General features: G+C 48.7%; 18 protein-coding genes. All 18 read left to right on the top strand.

The genetic code is table 11. The features are described from left to right. Position 1 precedes the first annotated feature (1 nt). The gene (locus L3D05_RS14885; RefSeq protein WP_239617006.1) at positions 2–1,459 is read left to right on the top strand and encodes a protein-glutamate methylesterase/protein-glutamine glutaminase; all 1,458 of its coding nucleotides are present in this window, start codon (positions 2–4) and stop codon (positions 1,457–1,459) included. A gap of 42 nt (positions 1,460–1,501) precedes the next feature. Further along, positions 1,502–3,586, top strand: coding sequence for a chemotaxis protein CheW (locus L3D05_RS14880; protein WP_239617005.1), 2,085 nt, complete (start codon positions 1,502–1,504; stop codon positions 3,584–3,586). Positions 3,587–3,615: 29 nt separating this feature from the next. Beyond that, the gene (locus L3D05_RS14875) at positions 3,616–4,077 is read left to right on the top strand and encodes a chemotaxis protein CheW (RefSeq protein ID WP_239617003.1); all 462 of its coding nucleotides are present in this window, start codon (positions 3,616–3,618) and stop codon (positions 4,075–4,077) included. 4 nt (positions 4,078–4,081) lie between these two features. Further along, positions 4,082–4,699 (top strand): chemotaxis protein CheC, encoded by a 618-nt coding sequence (locus L3D05_RS14870; RefSeq protein ID WP_239617001.1) that lies wholly within the window; start codon positions 4,082–4,084, stop codon positions 4,697–4,699. Then, a complete protein-coding gene (locus L3D05_RS14865; protein WP_239617000.1) occupies positions 4,699–5,193 on the top strand; it encodes a chemotaxis protein CheD in 495 nt (164 codons plus the stop codon). The genes L3D05_RS14870 and L3D05_RS14865 overlap by 1 nt, the downstream gene beginning before the upstream one ends. A gap of 1 nt (position 5,194) precedes the next feature. After that, positions 5,195–5,611: a hypothetical protein gene (locus L3D05_RS14860; protein WP_239616998.1), complete on the top strand. Its 417-nt coding sequence runs from the start codon at positions 5,195–5,197 to the stop codon at positions 5,609–5,611. Between the two features lie 16 nt (positions 5,612–5,627). After that, entirely contained in the window at positions 5,628–6,416 is a 789-nt protein-coding gene (locus L3D05_RS14855; RefSeq protein WP_239616996.1) for a FliA/WhiG family RNA polymerase sigma factor, read from the top strand. Positions 6,417–6,431: 15 nt separating this feature from the next. Further along, positions 6,432–7,847, top strand: coding sequence for a flagellar assembly protein A (locus L3D05_RS14850; protein ID WP_239616994.1), 1,416 nt, complete (start codon positions 6,432–6,434; stop codon positions 7,845–7,847). Between the two features lie 54 nt (positions 7,848–7,901). After that, positions 7,902–8,219, top strand: coding sequence for a hypothetical protein (locus L3D05_RS14845; RefSeq protein WP_239616992.1), 318 nt, complete (start codon positions 7,902–7,904; stop codon positions 8,217–8,219). A 26-nt stretch (positions 8,220–8,245) separates the two neighbouring features. Beyond that, positions 8,246–8,842 (top strand): hypothetical protein, encoded by a 597-nt coding sequence (locus tag L3D05_RS14840; protein ID WP_239616991.1) that lies wholly within the window; start codon positions 8,246–8,248, stop codon positions 8,840–8,842. Beyond that, positions 8,835–9,410 (top strand): hypothetical protein, encoded by a 576-nt coding sequence (locus tag L3D05_RS14835; RefSeq protein ID WP_239616989.1) that lies wholly within the window; start codon positions 8,835–8,837, stop codon positions 9,408–9,410. The genes L3D05_RS14840 and L3D05_RS14835 overlap by 8 nt, the downstream gene beginning before the upstream one ends. A gap of 211 nt (positions 9,411–9,621) precedes the next feature. Further along, positions 9,622–10,320 (top strand): 30S ribosomal protein S2, encoded by a 699-nt coding sequence (rpsB, locus tag L3D05_RS14830; protein WP_120976280.1) that lies wholly within the window; start codon positions 9,622–9,624, stop codon positions 10,318–10,320. A 134-nt stretch (positions 10,321–10,454) separates the two neighbouring features. Next, positions 10,455–11,105, top strand: coding sequence for a translation elongation factor Ts (tsf, locus tag L3D05_RS14825; protein ID WP_239616988.1), 651 nt, complete (start codon positions 10,455–10,457; stop codon positions 11,103–11,105). 77 nt (positions 11,106–11,182) lie between these two features. Then, positions 11,183–11,911, top strand: coding sequence for a UMP kinase (gene pyrH / locus L3D05_RS14820; protein WP_239616986.1), 729 nt, complete (start codon positions 11,183–11,185; stop codon positions 11,909–11,911). Continuing rightward, positions 11,911–12,465 (top strand): ribosome recycling factor, encoded by a 555-nt coding sequence (gene frr, locus L3D05_RS14815; protein WP_239616984.1) that lies wholly within the window; start codon positions 11,911–11,913, stop codon positions 12,463–12,465. Before pyrH ends, frr begins: the two co-directional genes overlap by 1 nt. Before the next feature lie 151 nt (positions 12,466–12,616). After that, complete coding sequence (uppS, locus tag L3D05_RS14810; protein WP_239617292.1) at positions 12,617–13,357, top strand: undecaprenyl pyrophosphate synthase; 741 nt, start codon at positions 12,617–12,619, stop codon at positions 13,355–13,357. 4 nt (positions 13,358–13,361) lie between these two features. Further along, positions 13,362–14,153, top strand: coding sequence for a phosphatidate cytidylyltransferase (locus tag L3D05_RS14805; RefSeq protein ID WP_239616983.1), 792 nt, complete (start codon positions 13,362–13,364; stop codon positions 14,151–14,153). Positions 14,154–14,237: 84 nt separating this feature from the next. Beyond that, positions 14,238–15,380, top strand: a complete 1,143-nt coding sequence (locus tag L3D05_RS14800; RefSeq protein WP_239616981.1) for a 1-deoxy-D-xylulose-5-phosphate reductoisomerase — start codon at positions 14,238–14,240, stop codon at positions 15,378–15,380. The last annotated feature ends 61 nt before the right edge of the window (positions 15,381–15,441 follow it).

Genomic DNA, 15,441 nt, shown 5'->3' with positions numbered 1-15,441 from the left:
AATGAAGGAATTTAAAGTTCTCATTGTAGATGATTCTCCATTCATGCGCAAAGTGTTCAGCGACGTCATTGATGCAGATGCTGCATTCAAAGTGTTGGCGACTGCCGCGAATGGGAAAGAAGCGGTAGACTTAGCGCTTGAACTGAGACCAGACATTATCACTATGGATTTGGAAATGCCGCATATGAACGGAATTGAAGCGCTGCAAAGCATTATGGCGGTTCAACCTACACCGGTCATTATGCTGTCCGCAGTAACGGATAACGGAACAAGGGATACGATAAGAGCACTGCAGTATGGCGCGATCGACTTTATCCGCAAACCGGATGGGGCTGTAAAGCTCGATATCCATCAAGTAAAAGAGCAATTGCTAGAGAAGCTGCATGTCGCTTTGGAGACGATGAGCAGGGGGGCTCTAAAGATGTTGCCTGCTGTCCAAGAGAAAGGGGAATCTATTCCCGGACCTTCTCCCGGACAGAAAACAACACCTATTCCTGCAGAGGGTAAACCGAAGAAGTCGGTCATATCCGCCGCACTTGTCCCGAAAAAAGAAAGCGAAGAGGACTTGAAACCTCTAACTATGCCTCCTAGAAAAAAAAGCACGGAGCTTCCGGCTCCTGCCATAACGGAGAGCGTACCGGGTAATTCCCGTTTACGTATAGATTCGACTAGTTCGGCTAGCACTTTAGCTTCCCCGTTGAAGGGAACTACTAGCAAAGAAAGCTTGAAGCTGCCCAGTACGAAATCGGCACCGGCATCCGATGCCAAAACCGTTACTAAGAAGCTGATTAGCCCAACGATTAAAAGGGAGCAGAAAACGTCATCTGGACCGCCGATACAATCGACGACGATTCCTAAGACATCGACAGCGTTCACGCACCTTGTCGCGATGGGCACATCGACAGGGGGTCCACGTGCATTGCACGAAGTGCTAACCGGCATCCCAGCCGATTTTCCGGCTCCCATACTTATCGTCCAGCATATGCCTCCTAAATTTACGCATTCGCTGGCGCAAAGGTTAGACAATTTTTGCAGCATCCACGTCAGAGAAGCCGTTGACGACGAACCCATTGAGACCGCCACAGCATATATCGCACCTGGCGGAAAACATATGGAGCTTTCAAAGGATGCAACAGGAAAGTACAGAATTAAGCTTTCCGATGGAGCTCCGAAGGGAGGGCACAAGCCGTCCGTTGATGTCTTGTTCGAATCGTTAATCGGACACCAACAATTGAGAAGGCATATTGTGCTCATGACTGGGATGGGGAGTGACGGTTCAAAAGGAATGAAGGCGCTTCTGGATGACGGAGCCCAAACGACGATAGCGGAGGCAGAGCAAACGTGCGTTGTATACGGAATGCCGCGATGCGCTGTCGAGCTAGGCGCTGTTACCCATCAACTACCGCTTCAAGAAATTGCTTCGGTTCTTGCGCAGGAAGTGAAATCGCGCAAGCTATAATCTTGTACTTGAAAGCTCAGCCAACAAGGAGGTGTCCGGCCAGTGGAAATGAATCAATACTTGTCCATGTTTATCGATGAATCCAACGATCACCTGCAAGCGCTGAACGAAAATATGCTTCGGCTGGAGCAACAACCGGAGGACATTAGCATCGTTCAGATTATTTTCCGTTCCGCGCATACGCTCAAAGGAATGTCTGCGACGATGGGCTTCGAGGATCTTGCCTCTTTGACGCACGAAATGGAAAATGTGCTCGATCTCGTACGGAATAGTAAGCTCGGCATGAACGGACATATTTTCGATACGCTTTTCAAATGCTTAGACGCTTTGGAAGGCATGGTTCAAGATATTATAAACGGCGGTACCGGAAAAAGTGATGTTGAGGAGCTTGTACAGCGTCTGAAGGCGATTGTGAAAGGCGATGTCGGTGGAAGCGGAACAGCTAAACCCGCAGCCTCATCTTCTTCTAATGTGCCACCATCGTTCCTATTGGACCAATTCCAGCTGTCCATTCTAAGTCAGTCCTTGGAAAGCGGTCATAAGGCCTTCTACATTGAAGTCAAAGTAAGAGAAGACTGCTTGCTCAAAGCTGCACGTGCTTATATGGTGTTCGATGTGTTGGAAAGAAACGGTGAAGTCATTAAATCCTATCCGTCCGTCCAAGAAATCGAGCAGGAGCAGTTCGAGAGAAGCTTCTCGGTATACTACATCACTCAAGTAGACGAACAACTGCTGCAGGATCAGCTTTCGCGAGTTTCTGAGATTGAATCTGTTGAACTTAACGCGGTAGATAAGGATACGCTGGCCGAGATGGAGAACTCTCAGCAATCTGCCGATCAAGCATCGAAAGCAAAACTGGAAACAGCGGCTACTGTGATTTCAACTAGTCCGGCAACGACCGTATCGCCAGTTGCTAGCGCCGAGAGCAATGCTCCGCGCACGGCTCCTGCAGCGCAATCTTCTGGAAGCGCTGCACCTCGTACCATTCGTGTAGATATCGAACGGTTGGATTCGCTCATGAATTTGTTCAGCGAGTTGTTGATTGATCGCGTAAGGTTGGAACAGCTTGCGTCCGAAGTTAAGCGCAATGACCTAACCGAGACGGTCGAGCATATGGCGCGCGTTAGCGCTGATCTGCAGAATATCGTATTAAAGCTACGGATGGTACCCGTCGAGAGCGTATTTAACCGTTTTCCTCGGATGGTCCGGGATTTGGCTAAATCGTTAGATAAGAAAGTGGATTTGATTATCGTCGGGGCCGAAACGGAGCTTGATCGTACGGTCATCGACGAAATCGGTGATCCTCTCGTCCATCTCATTCGGAACGCGGTCGATCATGGCGTCGAGCCAATCGCAGAGCGGATTAGTTTAGGCAAACCAGAAGTTGGAACGGTACATCTGCGCGCTTACCATAGCGGAAATCATGTATTTATCGAAATTGAGGAAGATGGCAAAGGCATTAATCGCCCCAAAGTATTGGAGACCGCGATCAAACGAGGAGTCGTCACGCCTGAAGAAGCGAAAAACCTGAGCGATGAAGAAGTGAACATGTTAATCTTCGCAGCCGGGTTCAGTACCGCGGACAAGGTATCCGACATATCGGGTAGGGGAGTCGGTCTGGATGTCGTCAAATCCAAAATCACTTCTCTTGGAGGCCATGTATCCGTACATTCCACTTTGGGTTCCGGTACAAGGTTCTCGATTCAGCTACCTCTAACCCTTTCGATCATCGCAGCTATGTTGATCAAGCTTGGGTCGGAGAAATACGCCTTCCCGCTTTCTTCTATCGTAGAGACGGGGGCGGTCAAAAGAGCGGATATTCGGACATTGCATGGTAATCGGATGATCGAATATCGTCAATCTATTATACCGGTTGTTTCATTAGCAGCTTTGGTAGACTCTCCTGATTATCGAGACGATGAGGAAACGGAAACCGAAATGCTTATTATTCGCAAAGGGGACAAGCTGGCAGCCATTCTTGTAGATGAATTTATCGGCCAAAGCGAAATCGTACTGAAACCTCTAGGCAAATATTTGGCTGGCAATCTTGGCGTCGTTTCCGGAGCAACGATTCTCGGCGATGGCCAAGTTGCATTGATCGTAGATACTAACGCACTTATTAAGTAAATTACCGGACTCTAAAGGAGGATATAACCATGGCAGAGGAATTGAAAGTCATTGTCTTCACGCTAGCACAAGAAGAGTACGGGATTGAAGTAGATAAAGTTCGCACGATCGAGCGGATGGTGCCGATTACGCGCGTACCGAAGACACCCGCCTTCGTAAAAGGCGTTATTAACTTACGCGGGATCGTTATTCCGGTCATTGATTTGCGCGGACGTTTCGGACTTGCCGAGACGGAATACACGGATAACTCCAGGATCATTATCGTGGCTGCAAACGAGCTCGAGGTCGGCTTTATCGTCGATTCCGCGAACGATGTCATGGATGTCATGAGCGATTCGATAGAGAACCCGCCTGAGGTCATGGGGGGAGTAAAAGCCAAGTACATCAGCGGGGTAGCCAAAATCGGTGACAGCCGTCTTCTCATCTTGTTGAATTTGATTGAAGTGCTTAACCGCAACGAAATTATCCAATTAGAACAATTCGGAGAGTAGACCAGTGAATCTGTTTAGGAACAACGCTGATTTTAAGTTGGATGTGCTTAGAGAGGTCGGCAATATCGGAGCAGGCAATGCGGCAACCGCATTGTCGACTTTGTTAAATAAAACCGTTGACATGGCTGTCCCGACGGTTAATTTGTTACCTTTCGAAGCCATATCGGAGCGTGTTGGAGGCTCGGAAGCCGTTGTCGTCGCCATCTTCTTGCGCGTAGAGGGCGATGCGCCCGGCAATATGTTTTTTATCATCAATAGAGAACCGGCGCGTCGAATCCTGCAAGGTTTGTTAGGATTTAACGCTGCGGAGAATGACGACTATAGCGAATTGGAACTTTCCGCCCTGAATGAGATCGGTAATATATTAGCCGGCTCGTATTTATCTTCACTTGCCGATTTTACAGGACTTCGGATGTCTCCGACCGTTCCCTCTTTAGCGGTCGATATGGCGGGTGCAATTTTGAGCTACGGTCTACTTCAATTCGGCACGATGGGCGACGATGCTTTACTTATCGATACGACTTTTCTCGAAGGCCATCAAGAAGCGGAAGGTCATTTCTTCCTCATTCCGGACCCCGAATCGTTCGAGAAACTTTTCCGTGCGTTGGGAGTGCCATTCTAATGACGGAAGGCACCTTTATCAAAGTCGGAATGGCAGACTTGAACATCGCTGAAGGAGGTGCGGTGCTCAAGACGACAGGATTAGGTTCATGTGTCGGATTAACGCTTTACGATCCTCATCTAAAGCTTGGAGGAATGGCGCATATTATGCTGCCCTCCTCCGATATCGCTCGGGAAGGCCAATTGAATATCGCAAAATATGCAGATACGGCCGTGCCTGAGTTATTAAAGCTTATGAAGAACAAGGGTGCCGTTAACAGTCGATTAGTCGCCAAAATGGCAGGTGGAGCGCAAATGTTCGCCTTCATGGGAGGGACGGACACGATGCGTATTGGTCCTCGCAACGTAGAAGCTACAAAGCTGGCATTAGATCATTTCGCAATACCTCTTGTCTCCGAAGATACAGGCGGCAATTACGGACGTACGGTTGAACTGGATAGCCAGACTGGCATATTCAGTATCCGCAGCGTGCAGTTCGGAGTAAAGGAGATTTGAGATGGTAGGTTCTTGGCGCTTAAATGTCGGATTCGGCGCATTCGGCGCAATTTTGACCTTTATGTTTTCTCTATCGAATAACCCGATAGGAACGACGTTAATTCGTAGTCTATATGCGTTTCTCGTGTTTGCGGCGCTAGCATTTGTCGTCAGGCTCGTACTCGGGCAATTGTTGAACCCGGCTAAGAAACCTGATGCAGCTGATCTTCCTACAGACAATGAACGTGGTGCAGTACTTGACGTGACGACTCCGGATGAAGGCGATTCTTTGTCGGAGATGATGAAAGAGCAATGGGCGGACGGCAAAGGCGAAGCCATTAAAGGCTTCCAGCCGTTACAGCCTACTCGGTTGGTATCACTCGATAATCCCAATCCGGAGGAAGTGGTTCAGGCGATTCGACGCCTGACGGACGAATAAGGATGGTGAAGCTAGAATGGTCGATCAAACACGTTCCCGGTTATCCCATCACGATTTGTGGCAACGATGTAAAGAGGAAGAGGATCCGGATGCGAGAAAGCTTCTGATCGAGCACTATTTACCGCTCGTAGATTATGTATCCAGTCGAATGGCGGTCGGCTTACCCAAAAACGTAACAAAAGACGACTTGGCAAGTAATGGCGTTATGGGCTTGATCGATGCAATCGAGAAGTTTGATTACCGGCGAGGACTACAGTTCGAAACCTATGCTTCTTGGAGAATCCGCGGGGCAATTATTGACGGACTTCGGCAAGGCGACTGGGTTCCTCGTTCGGTTCGTGACAAGGCGAAAAAAATGGAGGACGCATATGCAGTCCTGGAACAGAGACATTTGCGGTCTGCTTCGGATGACGAAATTTGCTCCTATTTGAATATTAGCGAGAAAGAATTTCAACAAATGCTACAGGAAGTTGCTGTTGCCGCTGTTTTTTCCCTTGAGGATCCTATTCGGGAAGAAGAATCAGAGACTAGGCTTTCCCTTTTAGTTGATGATAAGGCGGTTAGTCCGGAGTCCAAAGTGCACGAGACGTACCTTAAAGATTCTCTGAAATACGGAATAGAGAAATTAACGGAAAAAGAGCGTACCGTTGTTTCCCTGTTCTACTACGAGGACCTTTCATTAAGTGAAATCGCGGAAGTGATGTGCTTATCGCCTTCCAGGATTTCGCAGCTTCACTCTAAAGCGATATTAAGGCTTCGGGGGGCATTAGCGAAACAAAAGGAACAGCTGCTTCAAAACGGATAATAGGAGGCGCTAATAATGTCTGACAATGGAACATTGCCATTGGCGGAATGTCTGCAGGTTACGATTTCTGAAGATAAGATGCAAGCGTACTTGGTTTTTAAACGTGTTGAAGGTGATCTTAAGGTTACTTCCCGTGAGTTGGAGCAATATTTGCTGTCCGAAGGGATCAAGTACGGGATCCAGACTGATACCTTGTATTTGATTTCCCAAAAACCATCGGAATTTTATTTTACGCAAAATATCGTTGCCGTTGGCCTTCCTCCGCAACCGGGAGTAGATGGTTATATTAAAGTGTTATACGGCGAAACCGATGATGAGGATCGTCGTCCGACTGAAAGAGAAGACGGTAGTGTTGATTATAAGCAAGTTACGCAACTTGCCAACGTGAAGGCAGGCCAATTAATCGCGGAGAGATTTCCTGCTCAGCCTGGCGTTCCCGGCCAATCCGTAAACGGAATTGAAATTCCGCCTAAAGACGGTAAAGAAGTACATTTCAAGATCGGCAAAAACGTTGTCGTAAATCCCGAGAAAATCGGCATGTACGCCGCTATTGACGGTCTTGTCACAAAAACGGACCGTGATAAACTGAACGTGTTTCCAGTGTATGAGGTAAACGGGGACGTGGATTATAAAATCGGCAATATAGATTTTGTCGGAACCGTTGTCGTTAGGGGTAATATACTGACCGGGTTTCGAGTCAAAGCGTCGGGCGATATCCGGGTGACCGGAGGAATCGAAGGAGCGGAAGTCGAATCGGATGGTTCCATCGAAATTACCGGCGGCATAATCGGTAGTAACAAAGGCTACGTTAAAGCTGGCCGTAATATCCGTTGTTCCTTCGTCCAAGAAGGCAATGTGATCGCCGGTGAGGAAATTAACGTCTCCCAGAGCATTATGCATTCCAATGTTCGCGCGGGAAAATCGGTCAGATGCGTCGGGGCTAAGGGCTTAATCGTCGGAGGAGTCGTACAGGCTGGAGATCGCGTTACCGCAAGAATGATCGGCAATTCGATGTCTACGGCAACGATCGTTGAAGTAGGAGTTCGTCCAGAGCTTCGTCAAGAACTCGGTGATCTGAGAACGACAATGCGGCAACATTCGGAGAGTATGGATAAAACCGAGAAAGCCCTTACTTTATTGGATCAGATGGCAGCCATCGGTCAGCTTGCCCCGGATAAGCTAGCTCTTCGAATCAAACTAACGACTACGAAAAGGCAGACGTCAGATGAGCTGCAATCAGCCAAGGAACGAATATTGGAGATCGAGAAAACGCTCGAGGACGCGACTACGGCTCGTGTTGATGCTGTACATACGTTGTGGGGCGGCACTAAAATCGTCATCGGCCGATATACAAGATTCGTTAAAGACGCCTCGCAGAGGGTAACCTTCCGATTTATTGACGGAGATATCGTGATGGTTCCTTTCTTCTAAGAAAGTAAGGAACCTGCATGGGGAGTAACATTCTAAATGTCGAGGTGAACAGCCGTGAGCTACAAGTCCATTGATTTCCAAGCTTCTATCCCCCGTACGGCGGAGATGTCTCCGTTGCAGCATCAGCAGCAACAGCGTTCGGCCACGGAGCAAGCACTGCTTGGCCAACAAGCCTTGAAGACAGCCGAACAGCAAGCAAAGCGGAGCGCGAAGACGGAATCGGCATCGAATGGAACAATCTCGGATCGGCAGCCTCGCAACCGGAATAAACAGCAATCATCATCAAATGGTCAGTCCCATGAAGAAGCAGCAGAGGAGATTAAAGATTCTGAGCACCCTTATAAGGGAAAGCATATTGATTTCATGGGGTGACGTTTAAGCAAGAGAGGGGTTAAACGGTGAGTCCTTGGTTAAGTATCGTGTTACTTGGCGTAGCGATTACAGGGTATGCATGGATGATGCCCAAATCGAATGGCAAAGAGGCGGAATTCGCTAGCGAAGCCGCCTATAATCAGTTGCTTGAGGATCTGGAAACCGAGAATCGCGAGCTGGTCGACGCGGTCGCCAAATTCAAGCGAGAGCAAGACGAAACGGTTGAGAGATTAGGACGCCGGATCGTCGACATGGAGCAACAGATGAAGAAATGGTCGGAGCAAACGACTCCGAACTTAGCGACAACGGATTCTAATCCTTCGATCATAGGTGCCCCGTCTTTCCCCACTAACGAAATCTATGTCCCCTCGGCTGTTACAGATTCATTAACGAGTTCATCGCTTTCCGTTACAGAGGCTCCAGATGAGGATGCCGAGTACTCAGATAAGGATGGAATGATCGAAATTCCGCCTACGACAATTCGCGGCAGGTATCCGGAACTGCTTGAGATGCACGACAAGGGAAGATCGGTTGAGCAAATCGCCAAAGCCATGGGAATGAACAAGGGTGAGGTGCAATTGATCTTGCAGCTCGTGCGTCGGGAGGAAGACCACCATGCGTAAATATCGAAGCTGGCTAATGGGGCTTGGGATCGGAATCATCGTCGGGGCGTCAATGCTTCAACTAATCTTGCTAGCAAATGACCAAATGGATAAGGTAGTGAAGCCTTTAACGCGAGAGGAATTGAATGATCAAGCGAAGCAAGCGGGCCTTGTCCTACTAACTAAAGCCCAGTTGGATGAGCAGCTTAACGATGCTGTTGCCGCCGCGAAAGAGAAGAGCGAAACGGAAGATAACAAAGGCGAGGGAGACGGCTCGGAACCCGCTTTAACGACACCTGAAGAGAACAACGGGGAACAATCGCCATCATCATCTTCTGAAGCGAAGGAAACCGAGCAAACGGAAGCTAGCGAGCCTGCTACCCCTAAAGAGTACACCTTGTATGTCAGTTATGGTATGACGCTTACGGAAGTAGCTAATTCATTGTTGGGATTGGGCATTATCGAAGACACGGAAGATTTTATTAACCATGCTAGGCCGATCGCGAAGAAAATGAATGTAGGCAACGCCGTTTTTAGCGGTAAACCGACCTATAAACAAATCATGAGCGAGCTTACGCGAAAAAAATAAACGCGTTTTATAAACCGCGCTTAAAAAACGTACCATTATTGCGTTTCTGCCATTGCGCGACGGTTGTCGATATGGTATATTATTTTTCGGTGTAAAAAACACACGCCTTTCAATTTCGTCAACGGTGCTTTCTCGACATAACGAGGGAGTTTTGGCGAAAGGAGCGAAGGGCGGCGGAGATTCACCAAAAACCACTAGGAGGTGCAGGAAGATGGCAGTCATTTCCATGAAACAACTGCTTGAAGCAGGGGTACATTTCGGTCACCAAACACGTCGTTGGAACCCGAAAATGGATAAGTACATCTTTACTGAACGTAACGGCATTTACATTATCGATTTGCAGAAAACGGTTAAAAAGGTTGACGAAGCTTACAATTTCGTGCGTCAACTCGGAGAAAACGGCGGCACTATGCTGTTCGTAGGAACGAAGAAGCAAGCTCAAGATTCCGTTAAAGAAGAAGCTGAGCGCAGCGGTCAATACTATATCAACCAACGTTGGTTGGGTGGTACGTTGACTAACTTCTCCACGATCCAAAAACGTACGGACCGTTTGCACCAATTGGACAAATGGGAACAAGACGGCACTTTCGAAGTGCTGCCTAAAAAAGAAGTTATCATTCTTCGCAAAGAGAAAGAGCGCCTCGAGAAGTTCCTCGGTGGCATTAAAAATATGCGTAAATTGCCTGATGCTTTGTTCATCATCGATCCTCGTAAAGAGCGTATCGCTGTTGCCGAAGCTCGCAAATTGGGCATTCCGATCGTGGGTATCGTTGATACGAACTGCGATCCGGATGAGATCGATTATGTTATCCCGGGTAACGATGACGCAATCCGCGCTGTTAAGCTCTTGACAGCTAAGATGGCTGATGCAATCGTTGAATCGCGTCAAGGTGAAGAAACAACCGCCTAATCGCCATTGCATTCATAAGGACAATCAAAGGGTGGTCAGAAGAGAACCTTCTCACCGCCCTTTTTTTCAGAAAAATCAATAGCACCTCAGAACGGCATCCGCCGAATGAGGGCCTAAACTTAGGAGGAGTCCACATGGCAGTAAATGCAGCAGACGTAAAAACTCTCCGCGAAAGAACCGGAGCAGGCATGTTGGATTGTAAAAAAGCATTGGATGAAGCAAACGGCGATTTGACGAGAGCTGCTGAGCTTCTTCGTGAAAAGGGCCTTTCCGCAGCAGCTAAGAAAGGTGACCGCGTTGCGACTGAAGGCGTTGTAGAATCTTACATTCATGCTGGCGGACGTATCGGCGTACTCGTCGAAGTCAACTGCGAAACAGACTTCGTTGGTAAAACAGATCAATTCAAAGCGTTCGTTAAAGACATTGCTATGCAAATCGCAGCGGCTAACCCGAAATTCCTGAGCCGTGAAGAGGTTTCCCAAGACGAGTTGGATAAAGAGAAAGAAATTCTCCGTAACCAAGCGCTTAACGAAGGCAAACCAGAGAAAATCGTCGACAAAATGGTTGAAGGCCGCATGAATAAATACTATGAGGAAAACTGCCTCATGGAGCAAGTATTCGTGAAGGATCAAGACAAAACGATCACGACTCTTCTCAACGAAAAAATCGCCGCTATCGGCGAAAAAATTTCCATTCGCAGATTCGTACGTTACGAGCTCGGCGAAGGCTTAGAGAAAAAAGTGGATAACTTCGTAGAAGAAGTTATGGCGCAAGTTAAACAATAAGCGAAAAGCAATACCCTTATGGGAACACGGCGTGTTCCCTCTTTTTTAACCATAAGACAGGTTGGAGGTACAAAACCTTGGAACGTCCCGTTTATAAACGTGTGGTATTAAAGGTGAGCGGCGAGTCGTTATCCGGATCGAACGGATACGGCATCGACGCAACGACCATCTTGTCGATTGCGGAACAGATTAAAGAAGTTATCGCACTTGGAGTAGAGGTTGCTATCGTATGTGGTGGTGGAAACATCTGGCGCGGAATCGCGGGTAGCCAGAAGGGCATTGATCGTGCGACAGCCGATTACATGGGCATGCTGGCTACGGTAATGAACTCGCTTGCGCTGCAAGATGCTTTAGAGCAAATGGACGTGCCGAGCCGAGTTCAAACTTCGATTGCCATGCAGCAAATCGCTGAACCGTATATTCGCAGACGCGCAATCAGGCATCTAGAGAAAGGCCGCGTCGTTATTTTCGCCGCGGGAACGGGAAATCCGTTCTTCTCTACGGATACGACCGCAGCTCTACGGGCAGCCGAGATTGAAGCGGAAGTTATCCTGATGGCGAAGAACAAAGTGGACGGCGTATACAGTGCCGATCCGTTTAAGGATTCGACAGCGGAAAAATACGAGCAATTGACTTATATGGATGTACTAAACAAAAATTTAGGCGTTATGGATTCAACCGCTTCCTCGCTCTGCATGGATAATAATATCCCACTTCTGGTATTCGCAATTACCGAGGAAGGGAATATTAAAAGAGCCGTATTGGGCGAGAAGATCGGTACCATCGTGAAGGGGAGTATCGACTAATGCCGCAGGCGATTAAGAAAGACGCGGAAGAGCGTATGGAGAAAGCGTTAGGAGCATTGAAACGCGACCTATTAACGCTGAGAGCGGGCAGAGCTTCTGCCTCCATGTTGGATCGGGTTCAAGTCGACTATTACGGAACGCCTACGCCCGTTAATCAGATGGGCTCCGTGAATACACCGGATTCCCGTACGATCATTATTACACCATGGGACAAAACGGCTTTGTCCGCCATCGAGAAGGCGATCCAGAAATCGGATTTGGGATTAACCCCAGCTAATGACGGATCGATTATCCGCTTGAACATTCCACCGCTGACGGAAGAACGTCGTGCAGATTTGGCCAAATCGACGAAGAAATTCGGCGAAGAGGCTAAAGTCGCCATTCGTAACATACGTCGCGACGCGAATGATGAGATCAAGAAAAAAGAAAAAGGCGAAATTTCGGAAGATGAATCTCGTCGCCATCAAGATGACGTACAGAAAATCACGGATCGTTTCGTTGCCGAAGTGGACAAAATCTTGGTAGCTAAAGAAAAAGAGATCATGGAAGTTTGATTTGAACTCGCAAGGCCCCTCCGAAAGGTGGGGTTTATTCTCTTTTGGCTAGCTAGCGGATTAACGTCGTCTGCTATTGGGGGGAAGAACCATGGGTTTGTTCAGTAAATGGCTACGGAAGCTGAGGGTCGGCGTCTTCACGGAGCAAGATATGCAACAACAAAACGTGAAAACGGAAGAAGTACCGACTGGAGAAAACATTCCGGAACATATCGCGATCATCATGGACGGAAACGGCCGTTGGGCCAAAGCTAGAGGACTGCCGCGAATTGCCGGACATCATAACGGGATGAAAGCCGTGAAGAGAATCACGAAAGCCGCCGATCGCATCGGTGTTAAAGTGCTGACCTTGTATGCTTTCTCCACGGAAAATTGGAAGCGCCCCAAAGCAGAGGTAGAATTCCTGATGAAATTACCGCAGGAATTCCTCTCGCTCGAATTGGGTGAACTTATTGAAAATAACGTGCAAGTAAGAATGATGGGAAATCGGGATTTACTTCCGGATCATACGATCGCCGCAGTGGAAGAAGCGGTTCGTCAGACCCAGCATAACACGGGACTTATTTTGAATTTTGCATTGAATTACGGCAGTAGACTCGAAATGGTCGATGCCGCCAAGGAATTGGCGAGGCAAGCCGCGGCAGGTCAATTGGATCCGAACACGATCGAAGAGGCGGATTTCGAGCGACTGCTGTTATCGAATGGCCTTCCGGATCCGGATTTGCTTATTCGCACAAGCGGGGAGTTGCGTTTAAGCAACTTCATGTTATGGCAATTGGCGTACAGTGAATTTTGTTTCACGGAAGTGTATTGGCCGGAATTCAGCGAACAACATTTATACGACGCCGTCCGCGAATACCAGCGGCGAGCGCGCCGCTACGGGGGGCTTTGACAGCATGGGTCAGCGAATTGTTACCGGAGTTATAGCCGGTGCTGCTTTCATAGGTCTCTTGGTAGCTGGAGGCTGGTACTACACAGGGTTGCTCCTCTTGCTTGCGCTAATCGGGTATTGGGAATATGCGAGACTGAACGGTCAAGCCTGGACGCGGCTTGATGTATTGATCGGTTTCGCGGCGGTTTTATTGATCGCCTTGCCCAAAATGCCTTTTGATTGGGAGCTTCCTTCTTTTACGACGATTGCCTGGGTGCTGATGTTCGTATTACTATGCGGAACCGTATTCAGTAAAAACCGTATACAACTAGAGCATGTTAGCGTTCTGTTCCTTGGCGCTATCTATGTTGGGGCAGGCTTTCACTATATGGCGCTCACTAGGGATCTCGAGCATGGCATCTTCTGGTCTGCCCTTACGTTTGCTTGCATTTGGGCATCGGATGCCGGCGCTTATTTTGTGGGTAAAGCAATAGGAAAGACGAAGTTATGGCCAGCCATCAGCCCGAATAAGACGATCGAGGGAGCGTTAGGGGGGTTAGTCATCGCGATAGGCGTTGGACTGATCTTTGCTTACAGCAAACCGGAATGGCTAGGCGTTGGGCAAGCATCGTTGATCGGATTAACGGCAGCGGTTGCGGGCCAGCTTGGCGACCTTGTTCAATCCGCTTATAAGCGGTTCCGTAATGTGAAGGATTCGGGGAACCTGCTGCCCGGTCACGGCGGCGTTCTGGATCGAACCGATAGCTGGTTAATCGTATTTCCTTTGGTTCATTTACTTGGACTATTGACCTTATAAAGTTTGTTCTAACGTACATAAAGCAAGAGTTTAATTGTCGGATTTTGAGCACCGTGATCAAATGATGACAGGCGGAGGTCTTCCATGAAGAAAATAGTCGTCCTCGGGAGTACGGGCTCGATCGGTACCCAGACGCTGGATGTCATCGCTCGCCAACCCGAGGATTTCGAAGTTGTCGGCTTGGCGGCGGGCCAAAATGTGGATTTGCTGCTGCAGCAAGTTCGCCAATTCAAGCCCAAATGGGTATCGGCGGCGAACGAGGCTTTAGCCGAACGAATACGTTCGGAAGTTTCGGAAGGCGTTAGAGTTGTATATGGCGAAGCAGGTTTAATCGAAATCGCCGGTCAATCCGGAGTGGATTATGTCGTATGCGCGTTAGTCGGAAGCTTAGGGCTAACTTCGACCTTAGCCGCAATCGAGGCGGGAGCGGATATTGGCCTTGCCAATAAGGAAACCCTAGTAACCGCTGGGCACTTGGTCATGCAACGTGCAAGAGAGAAGGGCGTATCGATCTTGCCGGTCGACAGCGAGCATTCGGCGATCTTCCAATGCCTGAACGGAGAAAATCGGAAAGCGATCAGAAGGATTCTTCTGACGGCTTCCGGAGGAAGCTTCCGCGATCTCGGACGCGACCAATTGAAAAACGTGACCGTGGCGGACGCTCTGAAACACCCGAATTGGAGCATGGGAGCGAAGGTGACTATCGACTCGGCCACTATGGCGAACAAAGGGCTCGAAGTTATTGAAGCCCACTGGCTGTTCGATATGCCCTACGATCAGATCGACGTCGTTCTTCATCCGGAGAGCATCATCCATTCCATGGTCGAGTTTACCGATACGAGCATGATGGCGCAGTTGGGAAACCCGGATATGAGGGTTCCGATCCAATATGCGCTTACTTATCCGGAGCGTAAAATATCGCCGGCTTCCCCGCTGGATTTGCTTGCAACAGGGGCTTTGCATTTTCGGAAGATGGATTTCGAACGGTACCCCTGTTTGCGTTTAGCTTACGAGGCCGGACGCGAGGGGGGGACCTCGACGACCGTCTTCAACGCAGCGAATGAAATCGCGGTTGCTCGGTTTCTTAAGGGCGAGATTTCATTTCTAGCGATCGAAGGAATTATCGAAGAGGTGCTATCCAGGCATCTTTCCATCGTCTCACCTAGCTTGGAAGCGATATTGGAGACGGATGCATGGGCTCGAATTGAAGCTTCGTCCATAGAATAAAGGGTAAGGTTGTATTCTCTTGTAACGGCTCGGAGAATAATGTTAATCTAAGATCAGCCGT

The sequence above is a fragment of the Cohnella mopanensis genome (genome assembly GCF_022352055.1).
Classification (GTDB): domain Bacteria; phylum Bacillota; class Bacilli; order Paenibacillales; family Paenibacillaceae; genus Cohnella; species Cohnella mopanensis.
Note: the sequence above shows the minus strand (reverse complement) of the source record. Positions and strands in the feature narration are given on the sequence as shown.